Annotated in this window: 20 protein-coding genes; 18 read left to right on the top strand and 2 right to left on the bottom strand. The window is 72.0% G+C overall.

Annotation, left to right across the window (positions count from 1 at the left end; translation table 11 throughout):
• Positions 1-5: 5 nt before the first annotated feature.
• From AOA12_RS14690 to AOA12_RS14640, 11 genes are all read left to right on the top strand, one after another.
• Positions 6-944, top strand: a complete 939-nt coding sequence (locus AOA12_RS14690; protein ID WP_054684287.1) for an ABC transporter substrate-binding protein — start codon at positions 6-8, stop codon at positions 942-944.
• The gene (locus AOA12_RS14685) at positions 941-2,386 is read left to right on the top strand and encodes an aldehyde dehydrogenase family protein (RefSeq protein ID WP_054684284.1); all 1,446 of its coding nucleotides are present in this window, start codon (positions 941-943) and stop codon (positions 2,384-2,386) included. The genes AOA12_RS14690 and AOA12_RS14685 overlap by 4 nt, the downstream gene beginning before the upstream one ends.
• Positions 2,383-3,786, top strand: a complete 1,404-nt coding sequence (allB, locus tag AOA12_RS14680) for an allantoinase AllB (protein WP_054684281.1) — start codon at positions 2,383-2,385, stop codon at positions 3,784-3,786. Before AOA12_RS14685 ends, allB begins: the two co-directional genes overlap by 4 nt.
• On the top strand, positions 3,783-4,841 hold the full coding sequence (locus AOA12_RS14675; protein ID WP_054684277.1) for an NAD/NADP octopine/nopaline dehydrogenase family protein: 1,059 nt from the start codon (positions 3,783-3,785) through the stop codon (positions 4,839-4,841). The genes allB and AOA12_RS14675 overlap by 4 nt, the downstream gene beginning before the upstream one ends.
• Positions 4,838-5,578: an SDR family NAD(P)-dependent oxidoreductase gene (locus AOA12_RS23645; protein WP_054684272.1), complete on the top strand. Its 741-nt coding sequence runs from the start codon at positions 4,838-4,840 to the stop codon at positions 5,576-5,578. The genes AOA12_RS14675 and AOA12_RS23645 overlap by 4 nt, the downstream gene beginning before the upstream one ends.
• A 199-nt stretch (positions 5,579-5,777) precedes the next feature.
• Positions 5,778-6,764 carry a transcription termination factor NusA gene (gene nusA / locus AOA12_RS14665; protein ID WP_054684269.1) on the top strand — a complete coding sequence of 329 codons (987 nt, stop codon included), beginning with the start codon at positions 5,778-5,780 and terminating at the stop codon, positions 6,762-6,764.
• Positions 6,765-6,824: 60 nt separating this feature from the next.
• Positions 6,825-7,139 (top strand): YlxR family protein, encoded by a 315-nt coding sequence (locus tag AOA12_RS14660; protein ID WP_156366512.1) that lies wholly within the window; start codon positions 6,825-6,827, stop codon positions 7,137-7,139.
• A gap of 92 nt (positions 7,140-7,231) precedes the next feature.
• A complete protein-coding gene (gene infB, locus AOA12_RS14655) occupies positions 7,232-10,030 on the top strand; it encodes a translation initiation factor IF-2 (protein ID WP_054684256.1) in 2,799 nt (932 codons plus the stop codon).
• Between the two features lie 126 nt (positions 10,031-10,156).
• On the top strand, positions 10,157-10,585 hold the full coding sequence (rbfA, locus tag AOA12_RS14650; RefSeq protein WP_054684254.1) for a 30S ribosome-binding factor RbfA: 429 nt from the start codon (positions 10,157-10,159) through the stop codon (positions 10,583-10,585).
• Positions 10,586-10,730: 145 nt separating this feature from the next.
• Entirely contained in the window at positions 10,731-11,675 is a 945-nt protein-coding gene (locus tag AOA12_RS14645; RefSeq protein ID WP_054684251.1) for a 1-phosphofructokinase family hexose kinase, read from the top strand.
• A gap of 82 nt (positions 11,676-11,757) precedes the next feature.
• Complete coding sequence (locus tag AOA12_RS14640) at positions 11,758-12,693, top strand: helix-turn-helix domain-containing protein (protein WP_197280938.1); 936 nt, start codon at positions 11,758-11,760, stop codon at positions 12,691-12,693.
• Positions 12,694-12,825: 132 nt separating this feature from the next.
• Here the strand turns inward: AOA12_RS14640 and AOA12_RS14635 are convergent, their stop codons facing one another.
• Positions 12,826-13,536, bottom strand: coding sequence for a hypothetical protein (locus AOA12_RS14635; RefSeq protein ID WP_054684244.1), 711 nt, complete (start codon positions 13,534-13,536; stop codon positions 12,826-12,828).
• 327 nt (positions 13,537-13,863) lie between these two features.
• Between AOA12_RS14635 and AOA12_RS14630 the strand changes: the two genes are divergently transcribed.
• Positions 13,864-14,958, top strand: coding sequence for a MauE/DoxX family redox-associated membrane protein (locus AOA12_RS14630; RefSeq protein WP_197280937.1), 1,095 nt, complete (start codon positions 13,864-13,866; stop codon positions 14,956-14,958).
• Positions 14,959-15,030: 72 nt separating this feature from the next.
• Here the strand turns inward: AOA12_RS14630 and AOA12_RS14625 are convergent, their stop codons facing one another.
• Positions 15,031-15,900 (bottom strand): adenine glycosylase, encoded by an 870-nt coding sequence (locus tag AOA12_RS14625; protein ID WP_054684238.1) that lies wholly within the window; start codon positions 15,898-15,900, stop codon positions 15,031-15,033.
• A 261-nt stretch (positions 15,901-16,161) separates the two neighbouring features.
• Between AOA12_RS14625 and truB the strand changes: the two genes are divergently transcribed.
• The 6 genes from truB to AOA12_RS14595 all read left to right on the top strand — a co-directional run bounded on the left by truB (position 16,162) and on the right by AOA12_RS14595 (position 22,001).
• Complete coding sequence (gene truB / locus AOA12_RS14620; RefSeq protein ID WP_054684235.1) at positions 16,162-17,061, top strand: tRNA pseudouridine(55) synthase TruB; 900 nt, start codon at positions 16,162-16,164, stop codon at positions 17,059-17,061.
• Positions 17,058-17,426 (top strand): hypothetical protein, encoded by a 369-nt coding sequence (locus AOA12_RS14615; protein WP_054684231.1) that lies wholly within the window; start codon positions 17,058-17,060, stop codon positions 17,424-17,426. Before truB ends, AOA12_RS14615 begins: the two co-directional genes overlap by 4 nt.
• Positions 17,427-17,431: 5 nt before the next feature.
• On the top strand, positions 17,432-18,253 hold the full coding sequence (locus AOA12_RS14610) for a hypothetical protein (protein ID WP_054684229.1): 822 nt from the start codon (positions 17,432-17,434) through the stop codon (positions 18,251-18,253).
• A 20-nt stretch (positions 18,254-18,273) separates the two neighbouring features.
• A complete protein-coding gene (locus AOA12_RS14605) occupies positions 18,274-18,720 on the top strand; it encodes a hypothetical protein (RefSeq protein WP_054684226.1) in 447 nt (148 codons plus the stop codon).
• Positions 18,717-19,679 (top strand): bifunctional riboflavin kinase/FAD synthetase, encoded by a 963-nt coding sequence (locus AOA12_RS14600; protein ID WP_054687091.1) that lies wholly within the window; start codon positions 18,717-18,719, stop codon positions 19,677-19,679. Before AOA12_RS14605 ends, AOA12_RS14600 begins: the two co-directional genes overlap by 4 nt.
• A gap of 177 nt (positions 19,680-19,856) precedes the next feature.
• Positions 19,857-22,001, top strand: coding sequence for a DEAD/DEAH box helicase (locus AOA12_RS14595; protein WP_054684222.1), 2,145 nt, complete (start codon positions 19,857-19,859; stop codon positions 21,999-22,001).
• Positions 22,002-22,098: the final 97 nt, after the last annotated feature.

Raw genomic sequence — 22,098 nt, 5'->3', positions numbered from 1 at the left:
CGCACATGCCCAGCAACGAGATCCGCATCGGAACGGCTCCGAACCTCGCCTACGCCCCCCAGTACGTCGCCGCGTCGCGCGGATACTTCCGGGATGCCGGCCTGGACGTGAGCATCGTCGACGCCCCGCCCGGCTCCGGCGAGGTCGTCGGGGACGTGATCGACGGGAAGATCACCCTCGTGCTCGGCAGTGTGCTCTTCGCCCACCGCATGGCGATGCTCACCGGGGGCAATGCTCGCATCGTCGCGGCGGCGAACACCAACAGCCGTCATGTTCTCATGGCGCGCAGGGGAGAGTTCGACACCGGGCTGAGCTGGGCCGCGCTCGGCGGCAGAGTCGTGAACATCGCACCGACCTTCGTGCCCACCTCGTGGTTCGCCTTCCGGGAGGGACTCCGGCGTCACGGGCTGACACTGGAGGACGTCCCCACGCTGGTCGGCTTTCAGGCCCAGCACGTCGTCGAGGAGTTCCTCCAGGGAGCGGGCGATCTGCTCTTCATCGGCGGCGAGGAGGGCCAGCACCCGCACCTGCACAGGGTCGCCACGATGGCGGAGGGCTTCGGGCCGACCCCGTGGAGCGTGTACTGCTCGTCATCCGAGTGGGCAGAGGCTCATGGGGCCGAACTGCAGGCCTTCCGCGCGGCGCTCACCCGCGGCATGGACTTCGTGTTCGAGCGCGATCTCGACGAGGTCGTCGCGCAGCTGAGACCTGACTTCCCCCATCTCGACGATCAGAGGATCGGGGACACGGTCGTCGGATACCGCGAGATCCCCTTCTGGGCACGCGACGCCGAGGTCGATCTGACCGCCCTCCGCGAGTGGCAGGACGCTCTCATCCGCTGGGGCATGCTCGCCGGCGGCACCGACCTCGTGAGCCTTGCGACGGGACACGGGGCAGCCGGGAGTCAGCGGTCGGATCCGTCTGGTGAGGAGAGGAAGAGATGAGGAAGCTCAGCGCAGTGGTACCGGCGATCATCGGCGGCGAGCGAGTGCTCACCGGAGCCGCGTTCGACGTGATCGATCCCTCGAGCGGCACGGTCGTGGGCCAGGTGGCGCTCTGCGGTCCGCCCGAGGTCGACCGTGCGGTCGCGGCGGCTCGAACCGCCTTCCGCACCACCTGGAGGCATGTCAGCGCCGCCGGCCGAGCACGCCACCTCCGGGCGATCGCGGCGATCTTCCAGCAGCACGCCGATGAGCTCGCTGAGCTCGAGACGCTCGACACCGGCAAGCCGCTCTCCCAGTCGCGGATCGACGTGGGGTTCGCGATCCGGTACTTCGAGTACTACGCGAACATGGTCGAGGCCGTCTTCGGCGACGTCATCCCGGTGGGCACCGACCGCCTCACGCTCGCGATCCGCGAGCCCCACGGCGTGACCGGGCACATCGTGCCCTGGAACTATCCGCTCGGCCTCAGCACCCGCACGATCGCCCCGTCGATCGCGGCGGGGAACTGCTGCGTGCTCAAACCCGCCGAGGACGCCTCGCTCACGCCCTCTCGCATCAGTGAGCTGGCGCTGGAGGCGGGCCTGCCCGCCGGCGTGCTCAACTGCGTCACCGGGCCGGGCGGTGTGACCGGACAGGCGCTCGTCGAGCACCATGACGTCGACTACATCTCGTTCACCGGTTCGGTGCCGGTGGGTCATCGCATCGCGGCGGCGGCGGCGCACACCCTGACCCCGGTCGCGCTGGAGCTCGGCGGCAAGTCGCCGAACATCGTGTTCGCCGACGCCGACCTCGACGAGGCCGCTCCGGTCCTCGCCCGATCGATCATCCAGAACGCCGGGCAGACGTGTTCGGCGGGGTCGAGACTGCTCGTGGCGGACGAGGTGCACGACGAGCTGCAAGGCCGCCTGGTCGAGATCTTCCGGGCGACGCGCATCGGGCCGGGCGAGGAGGATCCGGATCTCGGGCCGGTGATCTCGGCGAAGCAGCTGGGCAGCGTCACGGACATGATCGAGCGGGGCAAGCAGGAGGCCACCCTGCTCACCGGCGGCGGCCGCGCGGCAGAGCCCCGGCTGGCCGGCGGCTACTTCGTGGAGCCCACCCTCTTCGGCGACGTCGCGCCGGAGGCATCCATCTTCCAGCAGGAGATCTTCGGCCCCGTGCTCACCCTCACCCGCTTCCGCGACATCGACGAGGCGATCGAGCTGGCGAACGGCACCGAGTACGGCCTCGTGTCCGGCGTGTGGACGGGCAGCATCTCCACGGCCCATCGCATGATCCAGGAGCTGGACAGCGGACAGGTCATGGTGAACACCTTCTCGAACGGGGTCGAGCTCCCGTTCTCGGGACGGCGCAAGTCGGGCTACGGAGTGGAGAAGGGGTACGACGGGCTCCTCGCCTTCACGAAGGTGAAGGGCGCCGTGATCGCCTGGTCCCGGTCATGAGCGCCGACGAGTTCGACCTCGTGATCCGCAAGGGCAGAATCGTGCTGCCCGATCGCGTGATCGCCGGCGACGTCGGCGTCACCGGGGGACGCATCGCCGCGATCGGACCGGAGCTCGCCGGCAACGGACGAGCCGAGGTCGACGCGAGCGGGCTCGTCGTGATGGCGGGCATGATCGACACGCACGTGCACCTCCGAGACCCCGGACACCCGCAGCGGGAGAACTTCGCGACGGGCACGGCCGCGGCCGCGAAGGGCGGCATCACCACCGTGCTGGAGATGCCGTCCGGCATACCGGCGGTGGCCGACGCCGAGAGCTGGCGCCACAAGCTCGCGCTCGTCGCGCCGAAGGCGCACGTCGACTTCGGGCTCTACGGAGGCGCCGGGGCGAGCAATCTGGATCGGATCGCCGAGCAGGCGGCCGTGGGGGCGATCGCCTTCAAGTCCTTCATGATCCCGCCGGGCCCGCTCTCCGACCCGGGGATCGAGTCGCGGAGCCTGGCCGACGACGTGAGCTTCCTGCGTGCGATGCGGGAGATCCGCGCCGCCGAACGGGTGGCCGTCGTGCACGCCGAGAACGGCGGGCTGTGCGCCCACTTCGCCGCCGAGCAGCGGGCGAGAGGCCGGAACGACCTTCAGGCGCATGCCGACTCGCGCCCCCCGATCACGGAGGTGGAGGCCGTGTCGCGGGCCATCGTGCTCGGCGCCGAGGCCGCTGTGCGGCTCTCCTTCGCGCACGTGAGCACCCGGGGCGCCGTGGAGCAGATCCGGCGCGCGAAGGCGAGCGGCCTCACCGTCACGGCAGAGGCCTGTCCGCACCACCTGCTGCTGGGCACGTCGGAGCGACCGGCTCTCGGGCCTTTCGGCAAGATCAACCCTCCGCTGCGCGATCGGGAGCATCGGGAAGCGCTCTGGGCGGGCCTGCTCGACGGCACGATCGATTTCATCGGCACCGACCACGCCCCCTATACGGCGGCCGACAAGGAGCCCGGCTGGGCGAGCATCTGGGATGCTCCCGCGGGCGGGCACGGCCTGGAGACGGCGCTCGCCGTGCTTCTCACGCAGGTCGCAGGAGGCCGGCTCACTCTGCCCCAGCTCACGCGGATCGTCTCGCTCAACGCGGCGAAGGTCTTCGGGCTGCACCCCAGGAAGGGCGAGCTGCGTCCCGGTGCGGATGCCGACCTCATCCTGGTCGACACCGAGCGAGCCGCCGAGTTCTCGGCCGAGTCCTCGGTGTCGGTGAGCCGGGACGGCGCCCGGCTCTGGGAGGGCTATCCCACCATCGGCGCGGTCCTGGCCACCTATGTGCGCGGTGAGCTCGTGATGAGGGACGGCGACATCGTGGGTCCGCGGGGCTTCGGCCGCCTGGTGACCGCTGAGCGGTCGGCGAGACCGGCGTGAGAGTCGGCATCGTCGGTGCCGGGAGCATCGGCCTCTCGACGGCGGCCGACCTCCTCGGACGCGGGCACACGATCACCGGGCTGGTGGACCGGGACCCGGATCGGGTGGCTTCGCTCGAGCGTTCGGGCGTCATCCGGCTCGACGGGCGGCTCGGCTCGGGAGAGATCGGTCTTCCGCCGATGGGCGACGATCCCGGGATGCTGGAGGGCTCGGCCCTCGTGATCGTGGCCACGACCGCGGACCGGCATGCGGAGGCGGCGGCGTCGCTCGCCTCCGCCATCGGCGACGGGGCGCCGGTGCTGCTGACGACCGGCTTCGTCGCGGGAGCCCGCTGCTTCGCCGCAGCGATGCGCGCGCGTGATGCGTCGCTGCATCCTCGTGTGCTCGAGCTCAACACCAGCCCGTACCTCTCCTACGCCGACGCGCGGGGGAGGACGCATGTCGCGATACGGAAGACCTGGTTCCAGCTCTCCGCGGCCGATCGCGGCGCCCTGGAAGGCACCGCTCCGCTTGTCGAGGAGCTCTATCCGCAGGCGGAGCGCACATGTCATGGCGTGGCGGCATCCCTGAACAACCCGAACCCCGTGGCCAACGCATCGTCGTTCCTGCTCAACGCCGGCTTCGCACTGCGGGAGATCGCGGGAGAGGTCGAAGGCAGAGGCGCGTTCAGCCTTGCGGACTTCGGCTCGGCCGCGCTGGACCGACTGCGGGACGGCCTCGACGAGGAGCGGATCGCGGTGATGCGCGCGCTCGGATCTGCCGGCGAGGCGATCACCCGCGCCGAGTTCCCCCGCCGCGCCTACGGCGAAGGCTCGCGGCATCCGCGGGTGCCCCGTGTCGGGCCGACCTTCCAGCCCCGTTTCTTCCGCGAAGACATACCGTGCGGGCTCGCGCCGGTCGAGGCCCTCGGCGAGAGCCGAGGCGTCGCGACGCCGGTGACGAGCGCGTTCATCACGCTCGCAGAGGCCGTCACGGGCGAGCCGTTGCGCAGCACCGGAGAGGCGAGGGCCCGTGCGGCCGAGGCGCTCGCGGCGCTCGACGAGGAGGAGCGATGATCGGCTCGGACAGCCCGCTGCGCGGGCAGGGCGTGCTCGTGACCGGTGCGGCCAGCGGCATCGGCCACGGCCTCGCCCGGCACTTCTCGGCCCTGGGCTGCCGGGTCCTCATGGTCGACCTCGACGGAGAGCGGCTCGAGGAGCGGGCGGCCGGGATCGAGGGAGCGATCCCGGTCCTCGCCGACGCGAGAAGCGAGGCCGACATGGAACGGGCGTTCGGCGCGTCGCCCGTGCCGGTGAGCATCGCCATCGCCAACGCGGGCGTCTCGCGGCCCCGCACGCTCGCCGTCGACCTGCCCGTCGACGAGTGGGACCGCATCGTCGACCACAATCTGAAGAGCGCGTTCGTGACGATGCGTGCGGCTGTGCGGCATCAGCAGCGCCACCGGATCGGTGGCCGCATCATCGCGACCGCCTCCGTCGCGAGCGTCGTCGCGGAGCCGGGCTACGCCGCCTATGCCGCTGCCAAGTGGGGCGTCGTCGGCCTGGTGAAGTCGATCGCGATGGAGGTGGCGGCGCAGGGAATACGGGTGAACGCGATCTGCCCCGGAGACGTCAGCACTCGCTTCCTGGACGAGACCGCGCCCCCCGGAGCCGGCAGCGGCCCGATCGGACGACCGGCGAGCATCCGGGAGCTCCTGCCCTGGTACGAGCTCCTCGCCGGTCCGGGAGGCGAGTACCTCGTCGGGGAGGCGATCGTGATCGACGGCGGGCTCTCGCTCACAGCGCTTTCGTAGGCGGCGGGTCGGTTCGCAGGCGGCGGGTCAGAGGGACGTGGCGGCGACGGATGCGGCGATGAGGCCGAGCACCGCGGCGACGCGGCGACCGGCGCGTTCGGCGTCCGTCCCGCCCTGCGTCCGTGCAGACCGGTCGGGTACCCTAGACGGATGCCGCGGGCTGTTCGCCGCGCGGTGAGAGCTGAATAGGGAGGCACCTGTGGATATCGATCTGGGACTGCTGCGGACGGTCGAACGCGAGAAGGAGATCCCCTTCGAAGAGCTCGTCGCGATCATCGAGCAGGCCATCCTCACCGCGTACGCGCGGCACACCTCTCCGACCGGGGCGCTGCCCGAGGGCGCGCGCGCCGAGCTCGACCGCAAGAGCGGCCACGTCGCGATCTTCGTGCCGCTGCGCGACGACGAGGGCGCGATCATCGGCGAGGAGGAGTCGACGCCCGAGGACTTCGGCCGCATCGCCGCGTTCGCGGCGAAGCAGGTCATCAGCCAGCGTCTGCGCGACATCGCCGACGAGGCGGTGCTCGGCGAGTTCCGCGGCAAGGAGGGCGACATCGTCGCCGGCGTCGTCCAGCAGGGCCCGAACCCCCGCATGGTGCACGTCGACCTCGGCACCGTCGAGGCGATCCTTCCTCCCGAGGAGCAGGTGCCGGGCGAGGAGTACGCGCACGGCTCGCGCATCCGCGTCTACGTGACGTCGGTCGCCAAGGGCACGAAGGGTCCGGCGATCACGGTGTCGCGCACGCATCCCGGCCTCGTGCGCAAGCTGTTCGCGCTGGAGGTCCCCGAGATCGCCTCCGGGCTCGTCGAGATCGTGTCGCTCGCGCGCGAGGCGGGCCATCGCACCAAGATCGCCGTGAAGACCGACGATCCCTCGATCAACGCGAAGGGCGCCTGCATCGGCGAGCTCGGCCGCCGTGTGCGCGCCGTGACGGAGGAGCTCGGCGGCGAGAAGATCGACATCGTCGACTTCGACCCCGAGCTGGCCAAGTTCGTCGCCAACGCCCTGTCGCCCGCGAAGGTGACCTCGAGCTTCGTCCTCGACGCGAACAGCAAGGCCGTGCGCGCGCTCGTGCCCGACTACCAGCTGTCGCTCGCGATCGGCAAGGAAGGCCAGAACGCGCGCCTCGCCGCGAAGCTCACGGGGGCGAAGATCGACATCCAGCCCGACAGCATCCTCGAGTCGTGACCGATCGCGGCCGCGCCGGCCGCGCCGTCCCCCGGGAGGGCCTGCGCATGCGCGGCGGCGATGACGGGCCGGCATGCCGCCGTTTCCGTGCGGCGAGAACAGAGCGCGACCCGAGGGGGTAGAATGGATCCGGTTCGAACGTGCGTGGGGTGCCGCGCGCGTGCCTCCCGGTCCTCGCTTCTGAGGGTCGTGGTCAGAGACGGCGTGCTCATCCCCGATGAGAAGGCGGTTCTGCCCGGGCGGGGCGCGTGGGTGCACGACACGCCCGAATGCATCGACAACGCCCTCAGGCGCCGTGCGTTCGTCCGAGCCTTGCGTGTGTCGGGCCCGCTCGATACGCAGACCATCCAACACATCCACCAGCGAAACGGCTGAACGGCTATGGACACAAAGTGAACGGCTCGAAATGAGACCCGTCCGCGACTAACGGTCTGCCCTGTGTGGGGGAGACCTCAGACAGGAGAATTGTGGCAAAACCACGCGTACACGAGATCGCTTCGGAGCTCGGCGTCGACAGCAAGGTCGCGCTCGCGAAGCTGAAGGAGCTCGGCGAGTTCGTCAAGAGCCCCTCATCGACCATCGAGCCCCCGGTGGCGCGCAAGCTGCGCGCCGCGCTGGCGGCCGACGGCGCCGGAGCGTCCGGCGGGGCGCCCGCCGCGTCGGCGGCCCGGCCCGGTCCCGCGCGCCCGGGCGGCGCGACCCCGGGTCCGCGCCCCGGCCCCAAGCCGGCCGCTCCCGCGCCCGCTCCGAAGGCTCCCGCCGCGCCCAAGGCGCCGGCCGCCCCCGCCGCCGCGGCTCCTGCCGCTCCGGCTCCGGCCGCCCCCGCGGCTCCCTCGGCGGCACCCGCCCCGGCCGCTCCCGCGGCGCCGTCGGCGTCCCCGAAGCCCGGCGCGCCCAAGCCCGGCGCCCCGACCCCCGGCAACGCCCGCCCCGGCGGCCCGCGTCCCGGCAACAACCCGTTCGCGTCGCAGCAGGGCATGGGCCAGCGGCCCGCGGGCCCGCGCCCGGGCAACAACCCGTTCGCGTCGCAGCAGGGCATGGGCCAGCGGCCCAACCCCGGCAACATCCCGCGCCCGCAGGCCCCGCGTCCCGGCTCGCCGCGTCCCGGCGCGCCCCGTCCCGGCGGTGCCGGCCGTCCCGGTCAGCCGGGTCGTCCCGGCGCGCCGTTCCAGCAGCGTCCCGGCGGCCCCGGTCGTCCCGGCGGCGCCGGTGGCGGCGGCGGGTTCCAGCGTCCCGGCGGGGCGCCCGGCACGGGCGGCGGCGGCTTCGCCGGTCGTCCCGGCGGTGGCGGCGGCCGCGGTCGTGGCCCCGGCGGCGGCACCGCGGGCGCCTTCGGCAAGGGCGGCGGCAAGAGCCGTCAGCGCAAGTCGCGCCGGACGAAGCGTCAAGAGTTCGAGATGCGGGATGCGCCGGTCGTCGGCGGCGTCAACGTCCAGAAGGGCAACGGCGAGGTCATCCGCCTGCGTCGCGGCGCGTCGATCGCCGACTTCGCCGACAAGCTCGAGGCGCTCAACGGCTACACCGTGCAGCCCGGCACGCTCGTGACCATCCTGTTCAACCTGGGCGAGATGGCCACCGCGACCGAGTCGCTCGACGAGGCCACCTTCGAGGTGCTCGGCGCCGAGCTCGGCTACAAGATCGACATGGTCTCGCCCGAGGACGAGGACAAGGAGCTCCTCGAGGGCTTCGGCCTCGACCTCGACAAGGAGGCGGAGGACGAGAACGAGGACGACCTCGAGATCCGTCCCCCGGTCGTCACCGTCATGGGTCACGTCGACCACGGCAAGACGCGCCTGCTCGACGCGATCCGTCAGACCAACGTGGTCGCGGGCGAAGCGGGCGGCATCACGCAGCACATCGGTGCGTACCAGGTGTGGACGGAGCACGACGGCATCGAGCGTGCCATCACCTTCATCGACACCCCGGGTCACGAGGCGTTCACCGCCATGCGTGCCCGTGGTGCGCAGGTGACCGACATCGCGATCCTCGTGGTCGCGGCCGACGACGGCATCATGCCGCAGACGGTGGAGGCCCTCAACCACGCCCAGGCGGCGAACGTGCCGATCGTGGTCGCGGTGAACAAGGTCGACAAGCCTGAGGCCAACCCGGCCAAGGTGCGCCAGCAGCTCACCGAGTACGGCCTCGTGGCCGAGGAGTACGGCGGCGACGTCATGTTCGTCGACGTCTCCGCGCGTCAGGGCACCGGCATCCAGGATCTGCTCGACGCCGTGCTGCTCACGGCCGACGCCGGTCTCGACCTCACGGCCAACCCGAACAAGGCGGCCCGTGGTGTCGCGATCGAGGCGAAGCTCGACAAGGGCCGCGGCTCGGTCGCCACGGTGCTCATCCAGTCGGGAACGCTGCGCGTCGGCGACGCGATCGTCGCCGGCACGGCCTACGGCCGCGTGCGCGCGATGGTCGACGAGAACGGCGACGCGGTCGAGGAGGCCGCCCCGTCGCGTCCCGTGCAGGTGCAGGGCCTCAACTCGGTCCCGCGCGCCGGCGACATGTTCATCGTGACCGACGAGGACCGCACGGCCCGCCAGATCGCGGAGAAGCGCGAGGCCGCCGAGCGCAACGCCCAGCTGGCGAAGGCCCGCAAGCGCATCTCGCTCGAGGACTTCACCCGCGCTCTCGAAGAGGGCAAGGTCGAGTCGCTCAACCTCATCATCAAGGGCGACGTCTCGGGTGCCGTGGAGGCGCTGGAGGAGTCGCTGCTCAAGATCGAGGTCGACGACTCGGTGCAGCTGCGCATCATCCACCGCGGCGTCGGCGCGATCACCGAGAGCGACGTCAACCTGGCCACGATCGACAACGCGATCGTGATCGGCTTCAACGTGCGCCCCGACACGAAGGCGCGCGAGCGCGCCGCGCGCGAGGGCGTCGACATCCGGTTCTACTCGGTCATCTACAACGCGATCGACGATGTCGAGCAGTCGCTGCAGGGCATGCTCAAGCCGGAGTACGAAGAGGTCCAGTCGGGTGTCGCCGAGATCCGCGAGGTGTTCCGCTCCTCGAAGTTCGGCAACATCGCCGGTGTCATCGTGCGCTCGGGCACGATCACGCGCAACGCCAAGGCGCGCGTGATCCGCGACGGCGTCGTGATCGCCGACGGCCTGGCCATCGAGTCGCTGCGCCGCTTCAAGGACGACGTCACCGAGGTGCGCACCGACTTCGAGTGCGGTATCGGTCTGGGCAAGTACAACGACATCCAGATCGGCGACGAGATCGAGACGACCGAGATGGTGGAGAAGCCGCGCGGCTGATCCGTCGGCTCCGGTTCAGGATGCCTTTCCCTCAGCAGAGCGGGGACCCCCGAGACCCCGATGCTTCGGGAAAGGCATCCTGAACCTCCGCAGCACATACATCCCGACGGGAGAATGAGGGAGAACATGGCTGGTGAACGACAGGCACGCCTGGCCGACCGCATCCGCGTGCTCATCGCGGAGCGTCTCGAGAAGGGGCTACGCGACCCGCGGCTCGGTTTCGTGACGATCACCGATGTGCGCGTCACGGGCGACCTGCAGCACGCCTCGGTGTTCTACACCGTGCTCGGCAGCGACGAGGAGCGGGCATCGACGGCGCAGGCGCTGAAGGCCGCGACCGGCATGCTGCGCAGCGAGGTCGGCAAGGGACTCGGCGTGCGGCTCACGCCGTCGCTCGAGTTCATCCCCGACGGCATCCCCGAGAACGCCGGGCACATCGAGGAGCTGCTGCGCGAGGCGCGCGAGCGCGACCAGGCCGTCGCCGGGCTCGCGGCCGCGGCGCAGCACGCCGGCGACCCCGACCCCTACGTCAAGCCGCGCGACGACGAGGACTGATCCCGCGCCGTCACGGCCGCAGGAGAAATCACGGGGACAGGACGTTTCCACACGGATCTTCCTGTCCCCGTGATATCTCCTGTCCTCGTGATTTCTCCTGCCCGGAGCACGTGGATGCCGGGGAGCCTCCGTCTAGGGTCGGGGTATGGCATCCTCGCACGCACCGATCGTGACCCTGACGATGAACCCGGCGCTCGACGTGAGCACGTCGACGCCGTCGGTGATCCCCGAGCGCAAGCTGCGGTGCGGCGCGACGCGCCTCGACCCGGGCGGCGGCGGGGTCAACGTGAGCCGCGCGATCCGCAACCTCGGCGGCCGCTCGCTCGCGATCTATCCGCTCGGCGGCCCGACCGGCCAGGCCTATCGGCAGCTGCTGGAGGCCGAGGCGGTCGTGGGTCGCGTCGTCACCATCGCGGGCTCGACCCGCGAGAGCTTCACGGTCGATGAGACCGGCTCGGGCGAGCAGTTCCGGTTCGTGCTGCAGGGGCCCACGCTGCGTGAGCCCGAGTGGCGCGCCTGTCTGTCGGCGGTCGGCGACCTGCTGCCCGACGACGGCTACCTCGTGCTCAGCGGCAGCCTGCCCCTCGGCGTGCCCGACGACTTCTACGGGCGGCTCGCGGTCGTGTGCCGCGAGAACGGCGTGCGCTGCGTCGTCGACACCTCGGGGCCCGCGCTCGCCGCGGCGCTGGATGCCGGGGTGCACCTCATCAAGCCGAGCCTGCGCGAGCTGGCCGACCTCGTCGGCGCCGACGCCCTCGACGCCGCGGATCGCGTCGCGGCGGCGCGCACGATCGTCGAACGCGGCCAGGCCGAGGTGGTCGCGCTGACCCTCGGCGGCGACGGGGCGACCCTCGTGACCGCCGACGAGGTGGTCGACCTGCCGACGCCGCACGTCGACGTGAAGAGCGCGGTCGGCGCGGGCGACTCGTTCCTCGCCGCGCTCGTGCTGCGCCGCGCCCAGGGCGCCGACTGGCGCTCCGCCTTCCGCACGGCGGTCGCCGCGGGCAGCGCCACCGCGATGCTGCCCGCCACCGAGCTGTGCCACGCCGACGACGTCGCCCGCCTGGAGGCGCAACTGCCGGCGGAATGACGCACGACGGCGGACGACGACCGAGGAGGGTGGTAGGAAATCATCCCACCCACTGAAGTGGCGGGGATTTGTTGCACCGTGTTTGAATATTCTCGCGCTGCAGTGGAGCAGTCGGCTGAGGTACGACAAAGGGCACATAGGATCCAGTTTGAGTATGACGCAGCACGGCGGGAAGGCGCCTCACCTCGTGGAGCTGGGCAGCTTTCTCCGCTCGCGTCGGGGTTCGCTCACGCTGGAGATCGCCCGCGTGACTCCACGCATGCAGCAGCGAAGGGTCTCCGGCCTGCGTCGCGAAGAAGTGGCGCGCCTGGCCAACATCAGCGTCGACTATTACATTCGCATCGAGCAGGGCAGACTGCTGCCGACGGCTTCCGTCATCGAGGACATCGGTTCTGCGCTCTCGCTCGAACCCGACGAGGTCGCGTACCTGAAGAGCCTGGCCAACTACGCGAGGAATCCGTCTCCGCCGACGCCGGAGCCGTCGTGTGCGGACGAGGCCGAATATCCGAACGCGTATCTGCGCAATGTGCTGGACCAGCTCACGAACACGCCGGCGCTGATCCTCGGCCCGCGCACCGACATCCTCGCGTGGAATGCGATGGCGAGCGCGCTCTGGCTCGACCTCGACCGGCTCCTCCCGCGTGAACGCAACTACATCCGTCTCGCCTTTCTCGGCCCGGGCAGAAGGCTCTTCACCGACGAGGACTGGGAGGAGACGGCGCGGTCGTGCGTTGCCTACCTGCGCCGCACGGCCGCGGTGAATCCCGGCGACCCTCTGCTCGCGGCGCTGGTCGACGAGCTCATGGATGCCGACGAGCGCTTCGCGCAGCTCTGGGACTCCCGCGTCGTCGACCGGCAGGACTCGGGCAGGAAGACCGTGCTCCATCCCAAGGTCGGCCGCATGGAGCTCGAATGGAACTTCTTCCGCTACACCGGCGCGCCCGAGCAGCGACTGCTGCTGTACAGCGCGGTGCGGGGGTCGGAATCGGCGTGGCGGCTGTCGCAGCTGCTCGATTGAGGGCGAGGGCGAGGGCGAGGGCGTTCGCCGCGCCGCGTATCGCAGCCGCCGGTGCTGCGCCGTGGAGAGCAGTGAGCCCGGGGCTCCCGGTCAAGCGGATCGCTCGACCGGGGAGCCCCGGGAACCCGGGGCCTACAGGCCCGTGGCGACGCAGCGGGTGCGGATCGAGCCGATTCCGGCGTAATCGAGGGTGATCTGGCCGCCCTGGCCCGCGATGGCGACGCCGTCGGCGCCCACCACGGTCGCCGTCATGACGCCCACGGGGCTGCCGTCGGTGACCCCCCAGGTGACTCCCGGGCGCACGAGGCCGAAGCGGTAGCTGCTGCCGCTGGGGATGCTGAGGGTGAGGGTGTTGGTGCGGGTCGCCGTCTTGCGGTTGCCTCCGGCGTCGGTGATCACGGCGTCGCTCCAGCCGGTCTGGCCCGTGAGCGAGCCGCCGGCGAACGCGTCGCTGCCCCACACCCCGGACTGCGACGAGAGCCGGTTCACGGCGTCGCGGGCGTTCTGCTCGGCGGTCCTCTCCAGGGGCCAGATGCCGCTCGGACCGGCTGTCGCAGACGAGACGAGCGTGACCTGCACGTCGGTGGTCGCACCGGAGGTGTTGCCGATGTTCCAGCCGTCGACGACGGCGCCGACGGGGATCCAGCCGGCGTTGATGAACACGAGGTCACAGCCGGTCTCGGCGAAGAAGTGCGCGGGATCGGGGCCGGTGCCGGTGGTCGCGGCGGCGAGCGGCGTCGTCACGGCGACGGCGATCACGGGCAGCGACCAGGCGGCTCCCTTCACGATGGTGCGTCGTTCGAGGCCGCTCGAGGCGGCTTTTCTGATGTCGAGGTCGGTCATGGATCTCCTTGGCTTGATGGGTGACGGAAATGCACGCATTTCCCCGTCCTCATGGTTCGACAATGCGGACGGAGTGAAAAGGGAAAGGTCTTCTCCTGGGCAGCCCGGGGCTGGGAGCGAGTCATACCGGGCACGAACGAGCCTGGGAAGGAATCTGCCTATGAAGGAGGCGGTCTACGAGAAAGCGCGCCCCCTTTCCGGAGTTGCGCACCCCGTCGAAAGTCCCGTAGAGGTAGGAGATGCGGACAGCGGGCGTGCGCGACGACCGAGACGCCCCGCGGCCCGCATCGCGCGCCGCGACGGCGCATTCGACGGACGGAGCAATGGATGGCGACCATGGGGGCAACCGTGCTGAGCGTCGCATTCTCGCTCATGCTGGTCGCGAGCGGGCTGGGGAAGCTCCGGTCGCCGCGGCTGGGGGCCGCGGCGTTCGACGCGCTGCGGCTGCCGGTTCGGGCGCCGGCGCTCGCGGCCGCGGTGCTCATCGTCGTCGAGCTGCTGATGGCGCTCGGTCTGCTGCTCGCCGGCGGCATCGTGCTCGCCGCGGTCGCCGCATCCGTCCTCGCGCTGATGCTCGCGTTCCTCGCGGTCGTCTGGCGGGCGTACGCGAAGGGCTCGACCGACGTCTGCGGCTGCTTCGGCGAGGAATCGGGTGGGAGGGTCGGTCGCCGGCTCCTGGTGCGCGACGTGCTGCTGACGGCGGTCGCCGCGGCGCTGCTCGCGCTGACCTGGCAGGAGCCGCGGCCGAGCGCGGTGCTGGTGCTCATCGGGGCGCGGGGACCCGAGAGCGCGATCGGGGTCTGGGCGAGCCTGCTGGTGATCGCCGTCGTCATCGCCGTCAGCGCCCCGCATGCGCCCTCGGGCACGTCGCCGGCGGCATCCTCGCGGCCGGGCTCGCCGGGCGCACCGGGCTCGCCGATCCTCGGGGCTCCGGCGGGATCCGGCCCGATCTCGGTGATCGATCCCGACACGCTGCGCGTGATCGACCTCCGGGTGCGCGCCCGGTCGAAGGCCCAGCTGGTGCTCTTCGTGATCCCGGGGTGCGGGGCCTGCCGTGTCGCGATCGAGCGGCTCGACGCGGCGCGCGCCGGGCTCGAGCCGGTCGTCGACGTGGTGCTCGTGCCGGGCACCCGGCCGGGGCACTCGGTGCGGGAGGCTCTGGCCGACGAGTGCGCGGGCTTCACGCGGCTCGTCGATCTCGGCAGCTTCGCGGCCGACCGCGCGGGGGTGACCGACGAGCGGCCGGCGGCCGTCCTGATCGCGACCGACGGGCAGGTCGTCGATCCGGTCGCGGTGGGCACCGAGGAGATCGACGGCCTCGTGGAGGTGCTCGTCGCGATCGCCGAGGCGGCCGCCGGCGACCGGGATGACGCGGAGGGCGTCCTTCCCGTCGTCGGGGGCCACGAAGCTCGGAGCATGTGACGAGGTCCGGGGCATCTGGCTCGGATCGTCCGCGCTTCGCGCGATTCTCCGAGGCTCGTGAGGTCGTGCGCTCTACTCCCGCGGCAGCCGCAGCATCCCGTCGACGGCCTCGACGAGGCCGTCGACGACGAGCGAGTCGATCGCGCGGTCGCGCTGCAGCGGGTCGGGCCAGTCGGGCACGACCCGCTCCGCGGGCACGGCGTGCGTCGCGGCGTCGCGCAGCACCTTCAGCACGGCGCCGCGGGCCTGCCGGTCGCTGCCCTCGTAGCGGGCCTGCTTGCGCCGCGCGTCGCCCGTGTCGGGGTAGCCGGCCGCGCGCCAGGCGCACACGTGCGCGAGCGGGCACGCCTCGCAGCGCGGGGCGCGTGCCGTGCACACGATCGCGCCGAGCTCCATCGCCGCGGCGTTCACGACCGCCGCACCGGCGGCATCCTCCGGCAGGATCGCGGTCATCGCCGCGAGGTCGCGCTTCGACGGGGGACCGGGCTGCGCCTTCCCGTCGATCGCACGGGCCAGCACGCGGCGCGTGTTCGTGTCGACCACGGGATGCCGGTCGCCGTACGCGAACACCGCCACCGCCCGCGCGGTGTAGTCGCCGATGCCGGTGAGCGCGAGCAGCGCGTCGACGTCGCGGGGCACGACGCCGCCGTGCCGGTCGCGGATCTGCACGGCCGCGCGGTGCAGCCACAGCGCGCGGCGCGGGTAGCCCAGGTTCGCCCACTGTCGCACGGCGTCGGCGGGCGCCGCCCCGGCGAGCGCCGCGGGCGTGGGCCAGCGGCCCAGCCACGCCTCGAGGTGCGGGATCACGCGGTTCACGGGCGTCTGCTGCAGCATGAACTCGCTCACCAGCACGCCCCATGCGCCGTACCCCGGCGCGCGCCACGGCAGGTCGCGCGCATTGTCGCGATACCAGGCGACGAGCGGGGCGGCGAGGTCGGGCACCGCAACAGCCTATGGCGCCCCGCTCCGTCCCGCCCTTCCCTCCCTCGCGAGGGTGCTACTAGTTCTCGCGAGGGTGCTACTAGTTCTCGCGAGGGTGCTTATTGTTCTCGCGAGAGGAAGTGGCACCGTCGCCGGGACAAGTGGCACCCTCGCGGGAGGAAGTGGCACCGTCGCGAGAGGAAGTGGCACCCTCGCGAGGACAAGTGGCACCGTCGCGGGTGCGGGGCGGGCGCGGCATCCCGTGCCGCATAGGGTGGAGAGATGAGCTCCAGCGCCGGCATCGCGCCCAACGGCATCGTGCTCGTCGACAAGCCCGGCGGCGTGACGAGCCACGACATCGTCGCGCGCGCCCGTCGCGCGCTCGCGACCCGCAAGATCGGGCACGCCGGCACCCTCGACCCCATGGCGACGGGGCTGCTGGTGCTCGGCGTCGGGCCCGCGACGCGCCTGCTCACCTATCTCGTGGGCCTCGACAAGACGTACGAGGCGACGATCCGGCTGGGCGTCGCGACCGACTCCGACGACGCCGACGGCGCCGAGACGGCGAGGACGGATGCCGCGCTCGTGACCGACGCGCAGATCGCCGCGGGCGTCGCGGCGCTCACGGGGGAGATCGACCAGGTGCCGAGCACCGTCTCCGCGATCAAGGTAGGCGGCCGCCGCGCCTACGACCTCGCCCGCGCGGGGGAGCAGGTCGCGCTCGCGGCGCGCCGGGTGACGGTCTCGCGGTTCGAGGTCACCGGCATCCGTCGCGAGGGGCCGGCGATCGACGTCGACGTCGTCGTCGACTGCTCGAGCGGCACGTACATCCGCGCGCTCGCGCGCGACCTCGGCGCCGGCCTCGGCGTCGGCGGCCATCTCACCGCGCTGCGCCGCACGCGCATCGGCCCGTTCCCGGTCGGCGACGCGCTCGCGGCGCTCGAGCCGCCCGTGCCGCTGCGGACGCCCGCCGAGGTCGCGACCGCCGTGCTCGGCGCGTTCGAGGTGACGGCCGACGAGGCGCGCGACCTGCGGCACGGCAAGCGGCTCGTCGGCGCCGCCGCGCGCCTGACCGGGCCCACGCCCGCGGCGATCGACCCCGAGGGACGGCTCATCGGCATCGTCGAGCGCCGCGGCGCCGACGTGAAGAGCACCATGAACATGGCGGAGGAGCCGTCGTGATCCCGTGGCTCATGATCGTGCAGGTCGCCGTCGCGTGCGCCGCGGGCCTGCTCTGCCTCGTGCTCGGCCTGGCCGGCCGCCGGCCGAGCGACCTCAGCGCGGGCAGCATGGCGGCGCTGCTGCTCGTGCTGCTCGCCCAGGTGGTCGTCGCGATCGTCGCGCCCTTCACCGGCAACACGCCCACGGGCAGTGCGCTGGAGTTCTGGGTCTACCTGGTCTCCGCCGTGCTGATCCCGCCGGCCGCCGTCGCGTGGGCGCTCGTCGACCGCACGCGGTGGAGCACCGTCGTGATGGGCGTCGCGGGCTTCGCCGTCGCGATCATGGTGTGGCGCATGTGGGTGATCTGGACGATCCAGCTAGCCTGAGCGACATGAGCCAGAGCCCGACGACCCCCGTGAGCCCGCCGACGACGGATGCCGGGAGAGCCCGCACGATCGCCGTGCTGCGCCGCGTGATCGTGACGGTCATCGTCGTGTCGTTCGCGCTCGCGGCGCTGGGCGGCATCGCGGTGCTGCTGGGCGCCGAGCTGGGCTCGGCCGCGGGCCAGGTGCTCGCCACGACGGCCGTCGTCGGCGCCTTCAGCGTCGCCGTGCTGTGCTGCGCCGCGCTGATCGGCCGGCGCGTGCAGCTCGTCGGCGTGATCGGCGTGCTCGTGTCGGTGCTCGCCGCCGTGCTCGTGATCGTGCTGATCTGGGGCGAGCCGCGCAGCGACGGCTTCTTCCAGTGGATGCTCACGCTCATCTCCGCCAGCTCCGCGTTCGCGCTGGGATCGCTGCTGCTCCTGCTCGCCGACCGCCGCCGGCCCGCCGTGCGGCTGGGCCTCATCGTGACGCTGGCGCTCTTCGTGCTCGTGCTCGCCCTCGTCGTGAACCTCATCTGGAACGCCCCCGACATCGACGGCGACCTCTACCCGCGCCTGCTCGGCATCGTGTCGATCCTCGCGGCGCTGGGCGGTGTCGTGGTGCCCGTCATGTCGCTGCTCATGCCCGACGCCCGCCCCGCGGGCGAGGCGCGCGTCACGCCCGGGCTCGCCGCGCGCCTCGAGGCGGAGGCCGCGCGCCGCGGCGTGACCGTCGAGCAGCTCGTCGCACCGCTCCTCTCCGGATCCGCGGACCCCGGCATCCCCGCCGCCGGCCCGGAGGGCGCCGGTCCCGTCGCGCCGCCGGCCCCGGGGACGGACGGCCGTGTCTAGCCGCCTATCATGGACGAGTCATGGAATCGTCTGCGTCGCGCACGAGCGGTCTCGGCCGGGTGCTGGTCGCGGTCTATGCCGTGATGGCGCTCGCGGCCACCGGCCGCTCGCTCGTGCAGATCATCGAGGACTTCGAGGCGGCGCCCCTGGCCTACACGCTGTCGGCGCTCGCGGCGGCCGTGTACATCCTCGCCACGGTCGCGCTCGTGCGCTCTGAGAGCCCCGTCTGGTACGTCGTCGCCTGGATCGCCGTGAGCTTCGAGCTCGTCGGCGTGCTCGTCGTGGGCGTGCTGAGCCTCACGCATCCCGAGCTGTTCTCGAACGACGCGACGGTGTGGTCGGGCTTCGGCTACGGCTACTTCTGGGTCCCGCTCGTGCTGCCGTTCTTCGGCCTCTGGTGGCTCGTCGCGTCGCGTCGCGAGGAGGCGCCCGTCGCGGAACAACCGAAGGAGAGGTCGGCGTGGTGATCGTCTTCCGCAGCCCCGACGAGGTGCCGCCGGGGTTCGGCCCGAGCGTCGTCGCGATCGGCAAGTTCGACGGCGTGCACTTCGGGCACGTCGCCGTGATCGGCCGGGCGCGCGCCGTCGCCGCGTCGTCGGGCGTGCAGGTCGTCGCGGTCACCTTCGACCGCAACCCGCTCGCGCTGCTGCGTCCCGAGGACTGCCCCGCGCCCCTCGCGAGCCTCGAGCAGAAGATCCGGCTGCTCGGCGAGGCGGGCGTCGACGCCGTGCTCGTGCTGCGCTTCGACGAGGCGCTCGCGGCCCTCAGCCCCCGCGATTTCGTCACGCACGTGCTCGCCGGATCGCTCGACGCGGTGCACGTCGTCGTCGGCGACGACTTCCGCTTCGGCAACCGCGGCGCCGGCACCCCCGACACGCTCCGGGAGCTCGGCGCCGAGTTCGGGTTCGACGTCGAGGTGGTCGGCGACGTGGAGGGCACGGGCCGCCGCGTCTCGTCGACGTGGGTGCGCGAGCTGCTCTCGGCCGGCGACGTCGAGGGCGCGGCGCGGCTGCTGGGCCGCCCGCACGTCGTCGAGGGCACGATCGTGCACGGGCTCAAGCGCGGCCGCGAGCTGGGCTTCCCCACCGCCAACCTGTCGCCCGACGCGGCGGGGTTCGTCCCCGCCGACGGCGTGTACGCCGGATGGCTCGTCGACGCGGGGCCGGGCACCACGGCATCCGCCCGCGCCGTCACCACCTACCCGGCGGCGATCTCGGTCGGCACCAACCCGACGTTCGACGACGTCGAGGCGCGGCAGGTGGAGGCGTACGTGCTCGACGAGACCGGGCTCGACCTCTACGGGCACCGCGTGCAGGTGCTGTTCTCGCATCGCATCCGCGGAATGACCGCGTTCGACGGCATCGACGCGCTCGTCGCGCAGATGACGGATGACGTCGCACGCGTGCGAAACGCCCTCGACGGCTGACGAGTTCTCCGTCGGCGCGGTAGAATGGCCAGACGGTCGATGTGACGCCGCAGCTCGCAGAAGCGAGTACCCGCAGCCGCAGACCCGTTTCCACACGAATCCCGCCGCACGGGAAGCGATCCGCCGATGTCCGTCTCGGCGCCTTCAGCACCGGCGGTGCATACGCTCAGGAGGAGCATGCCGATCACGGCATCCACATCCGCTCGACGCCGCAAGACCTCGGCGGCGCGCCGCGACGACGACGCGCCGCTCATCCCGATCCTCGCCCGCAAGGTGCGTGAGGTCGAGGCCAAGGCGCAGCGCGGCAAGCTCGGGCCCACGAACCGCGTCAAGTTCCAGGTCATCGCGTTCCTCGTGCGCGAGGAGCGCGCCCGCGTGAAGGGCGACGAGTCGGTCTCGGCCGCCGCGCGCGCCGAGCTGCTCAAGCGCCTCGACGGCGTCGCGACGATCCTCGCGAAGACCGCGGCCCGCGACACGTCGCTCATCCAGCTGCTTGAGGTCGACCAGGCCACCTCGCCCGTCGCCAAGCGCATGCGTCGCGACTGGCTGCTGGAGTCGGGCGCCGAGCTGCCCGAGGACGAGCTCATCATCACCGACACGCCGCCCGTGCAGGCGCCCGTCGTGCCGCCGGCCCTCGCCGAGCGGCAGGTGACGCCGCCGCAGATCGAGGCGCGCCGCGAGGCGAACCCGTTCCTCGCCCCCGACCTCACGCTGCGGGTCCCCCTGCCGACCCTGCGGCACCGCCTCGACGGCTGGGAGCTCATGGGCCCCCTCTACAAGGCCTTCGAGACGGGCGCCGGGGGCGGCTCCGCGTCGATGGAGCTGCCGCCCGTGCCCGAGTTCGACCGCTTCTCGCCCCGGGGGCGCGAGGTCATGGCGCACCAGATGCGCTTCCTCGAGGCGGTGCGCGCGGGTCACCGCTCGTTCCTGCTCGCCGACGAGCCCGGCCTCGGCAAGACCGCGCAGTCGGTGCTCGCGGCATCCGTCGCGGGCGCGTACCCGCTGCTGGCGGTCGTGCCCAACGTCGTCAAGATGAACTGGGCGCGCGAGGTGGAGCGGTGGACGCCGCAGCGCCGCGCGACCGTCATCCACGGCGACGGCACGGCCGTCGACGCGTTCGCCGACGTCTTCATCGTCAACTACGAGGTGCTCGACCGGCACCTCTCCTGGCTCGGCTCGCTGGGCCTGGCCGGCATGGTCGTCGACGAGGCGCACTTCATCAAGAACCTCACGTCGCAGCGCTCGCAGAACGTGCTCGCGCTCGCCGCGCGCATCCGCGAGCAGCGCCGCGACCCGCTCCTGCTCGCGCTCACCGGCACGCCGCTCATCAACGACGTCGAGGACTTCGACGCGATCTGGCGCTTCCTCGGCTGGACGAACGGCGAGCGCCCCGGCCCCGAGCTCATGGACAAGCTCGACGCCATCGGGCTCACCCCCGCCGACAAGGCCTTCTACCCCGAGGCGCGCGACGCGGTCATCTCGATGGGCATCGTGCGCCGCAAGAAGAAGGACGTCGCGAAGGACCTGCCCGACAAGCTCATCGCCGACCTGCCCGTCGAGCTCGACGACGAGTTCGGCCGCTCGATCCGCCAGGCCGAGCGCGAGCTGGGCGAGCGGCTCGCCGCGAAGTACCGCCGCATCATCGAGGCGCGCGGCGACCGGGTCGTGTACGGCGAGGCCGACGCCGACATCGTGCGGCTCGTCGCCCAGGGCGAGCTGGAGGAGGCCAAGGCGGCCGGCACGGGCACCGACAACGTCTTCACGATGGTGCGCCGCATCGGCCAGGCCAAGGCGCAGCTGGCCGCCGACTACGCGGTGCAGCTGCAGCGCTCGGTCGGCAAGGTCGTCTTCTTCGCGAAGCATATCGACGTGATGGATGCCGCCGAGGCGCACTTCGCGGCCGCGGGGCTGCGCACGGTGTCCATCCGCGGCGACCAGACCACCCCCGCCCGCCAGCAGGCGATCGACGCGTTCAACGGCGACCCCGGCGTCGCGATCGCGGTGTGCTCGCTCACGGCGGCCGGCGTGGGCCTCAACCTGCAGGCCGCGTCGAACGTCGTGCTCGCCGAGCTGTCGTGGACGGCGGCGGAGCAGACCCAGGCGATCGACCGCGTGCACCGCATCGGCCAGGACGAGCCGGTGACGGCGTGGCGCATCATCGCGGCGCACACGATCGACACCAAGATCGCCGAGCTCATCGACTCCAAGCAGTCGCTCGCGCAGCGCGCGCTCGACGGCATCGCGGTCGACGCGTCGTCGAGCGAGTCGGTGCAGATGTCGGCGCTCATGCACCTGCTGCGCGTCGCTCTCGGCGCCGCCTGAGACGCCCGCGGCCCTCGCCGCGGAGGCCCCCGTTCCCGCACTGGAACGGGGGCCTCCGCGGCGCTAGTGTCGATGCGTGGCGCAGGCACGGCCGCAT

Source organism: Microbacterium sp. No. 7 (genome assembly GCF_001314225.1).
Lineage (GTDB): Bacteria > Actinomycetota > Actinomycetes > Actinomycetales > Microbacteriaceae > Microbacterium.
The sequence above is the reverse complement of the archived record's forward strand: the minus strand, read 5'-3'. Positions and strand labels throughout refer to the sequence as shown.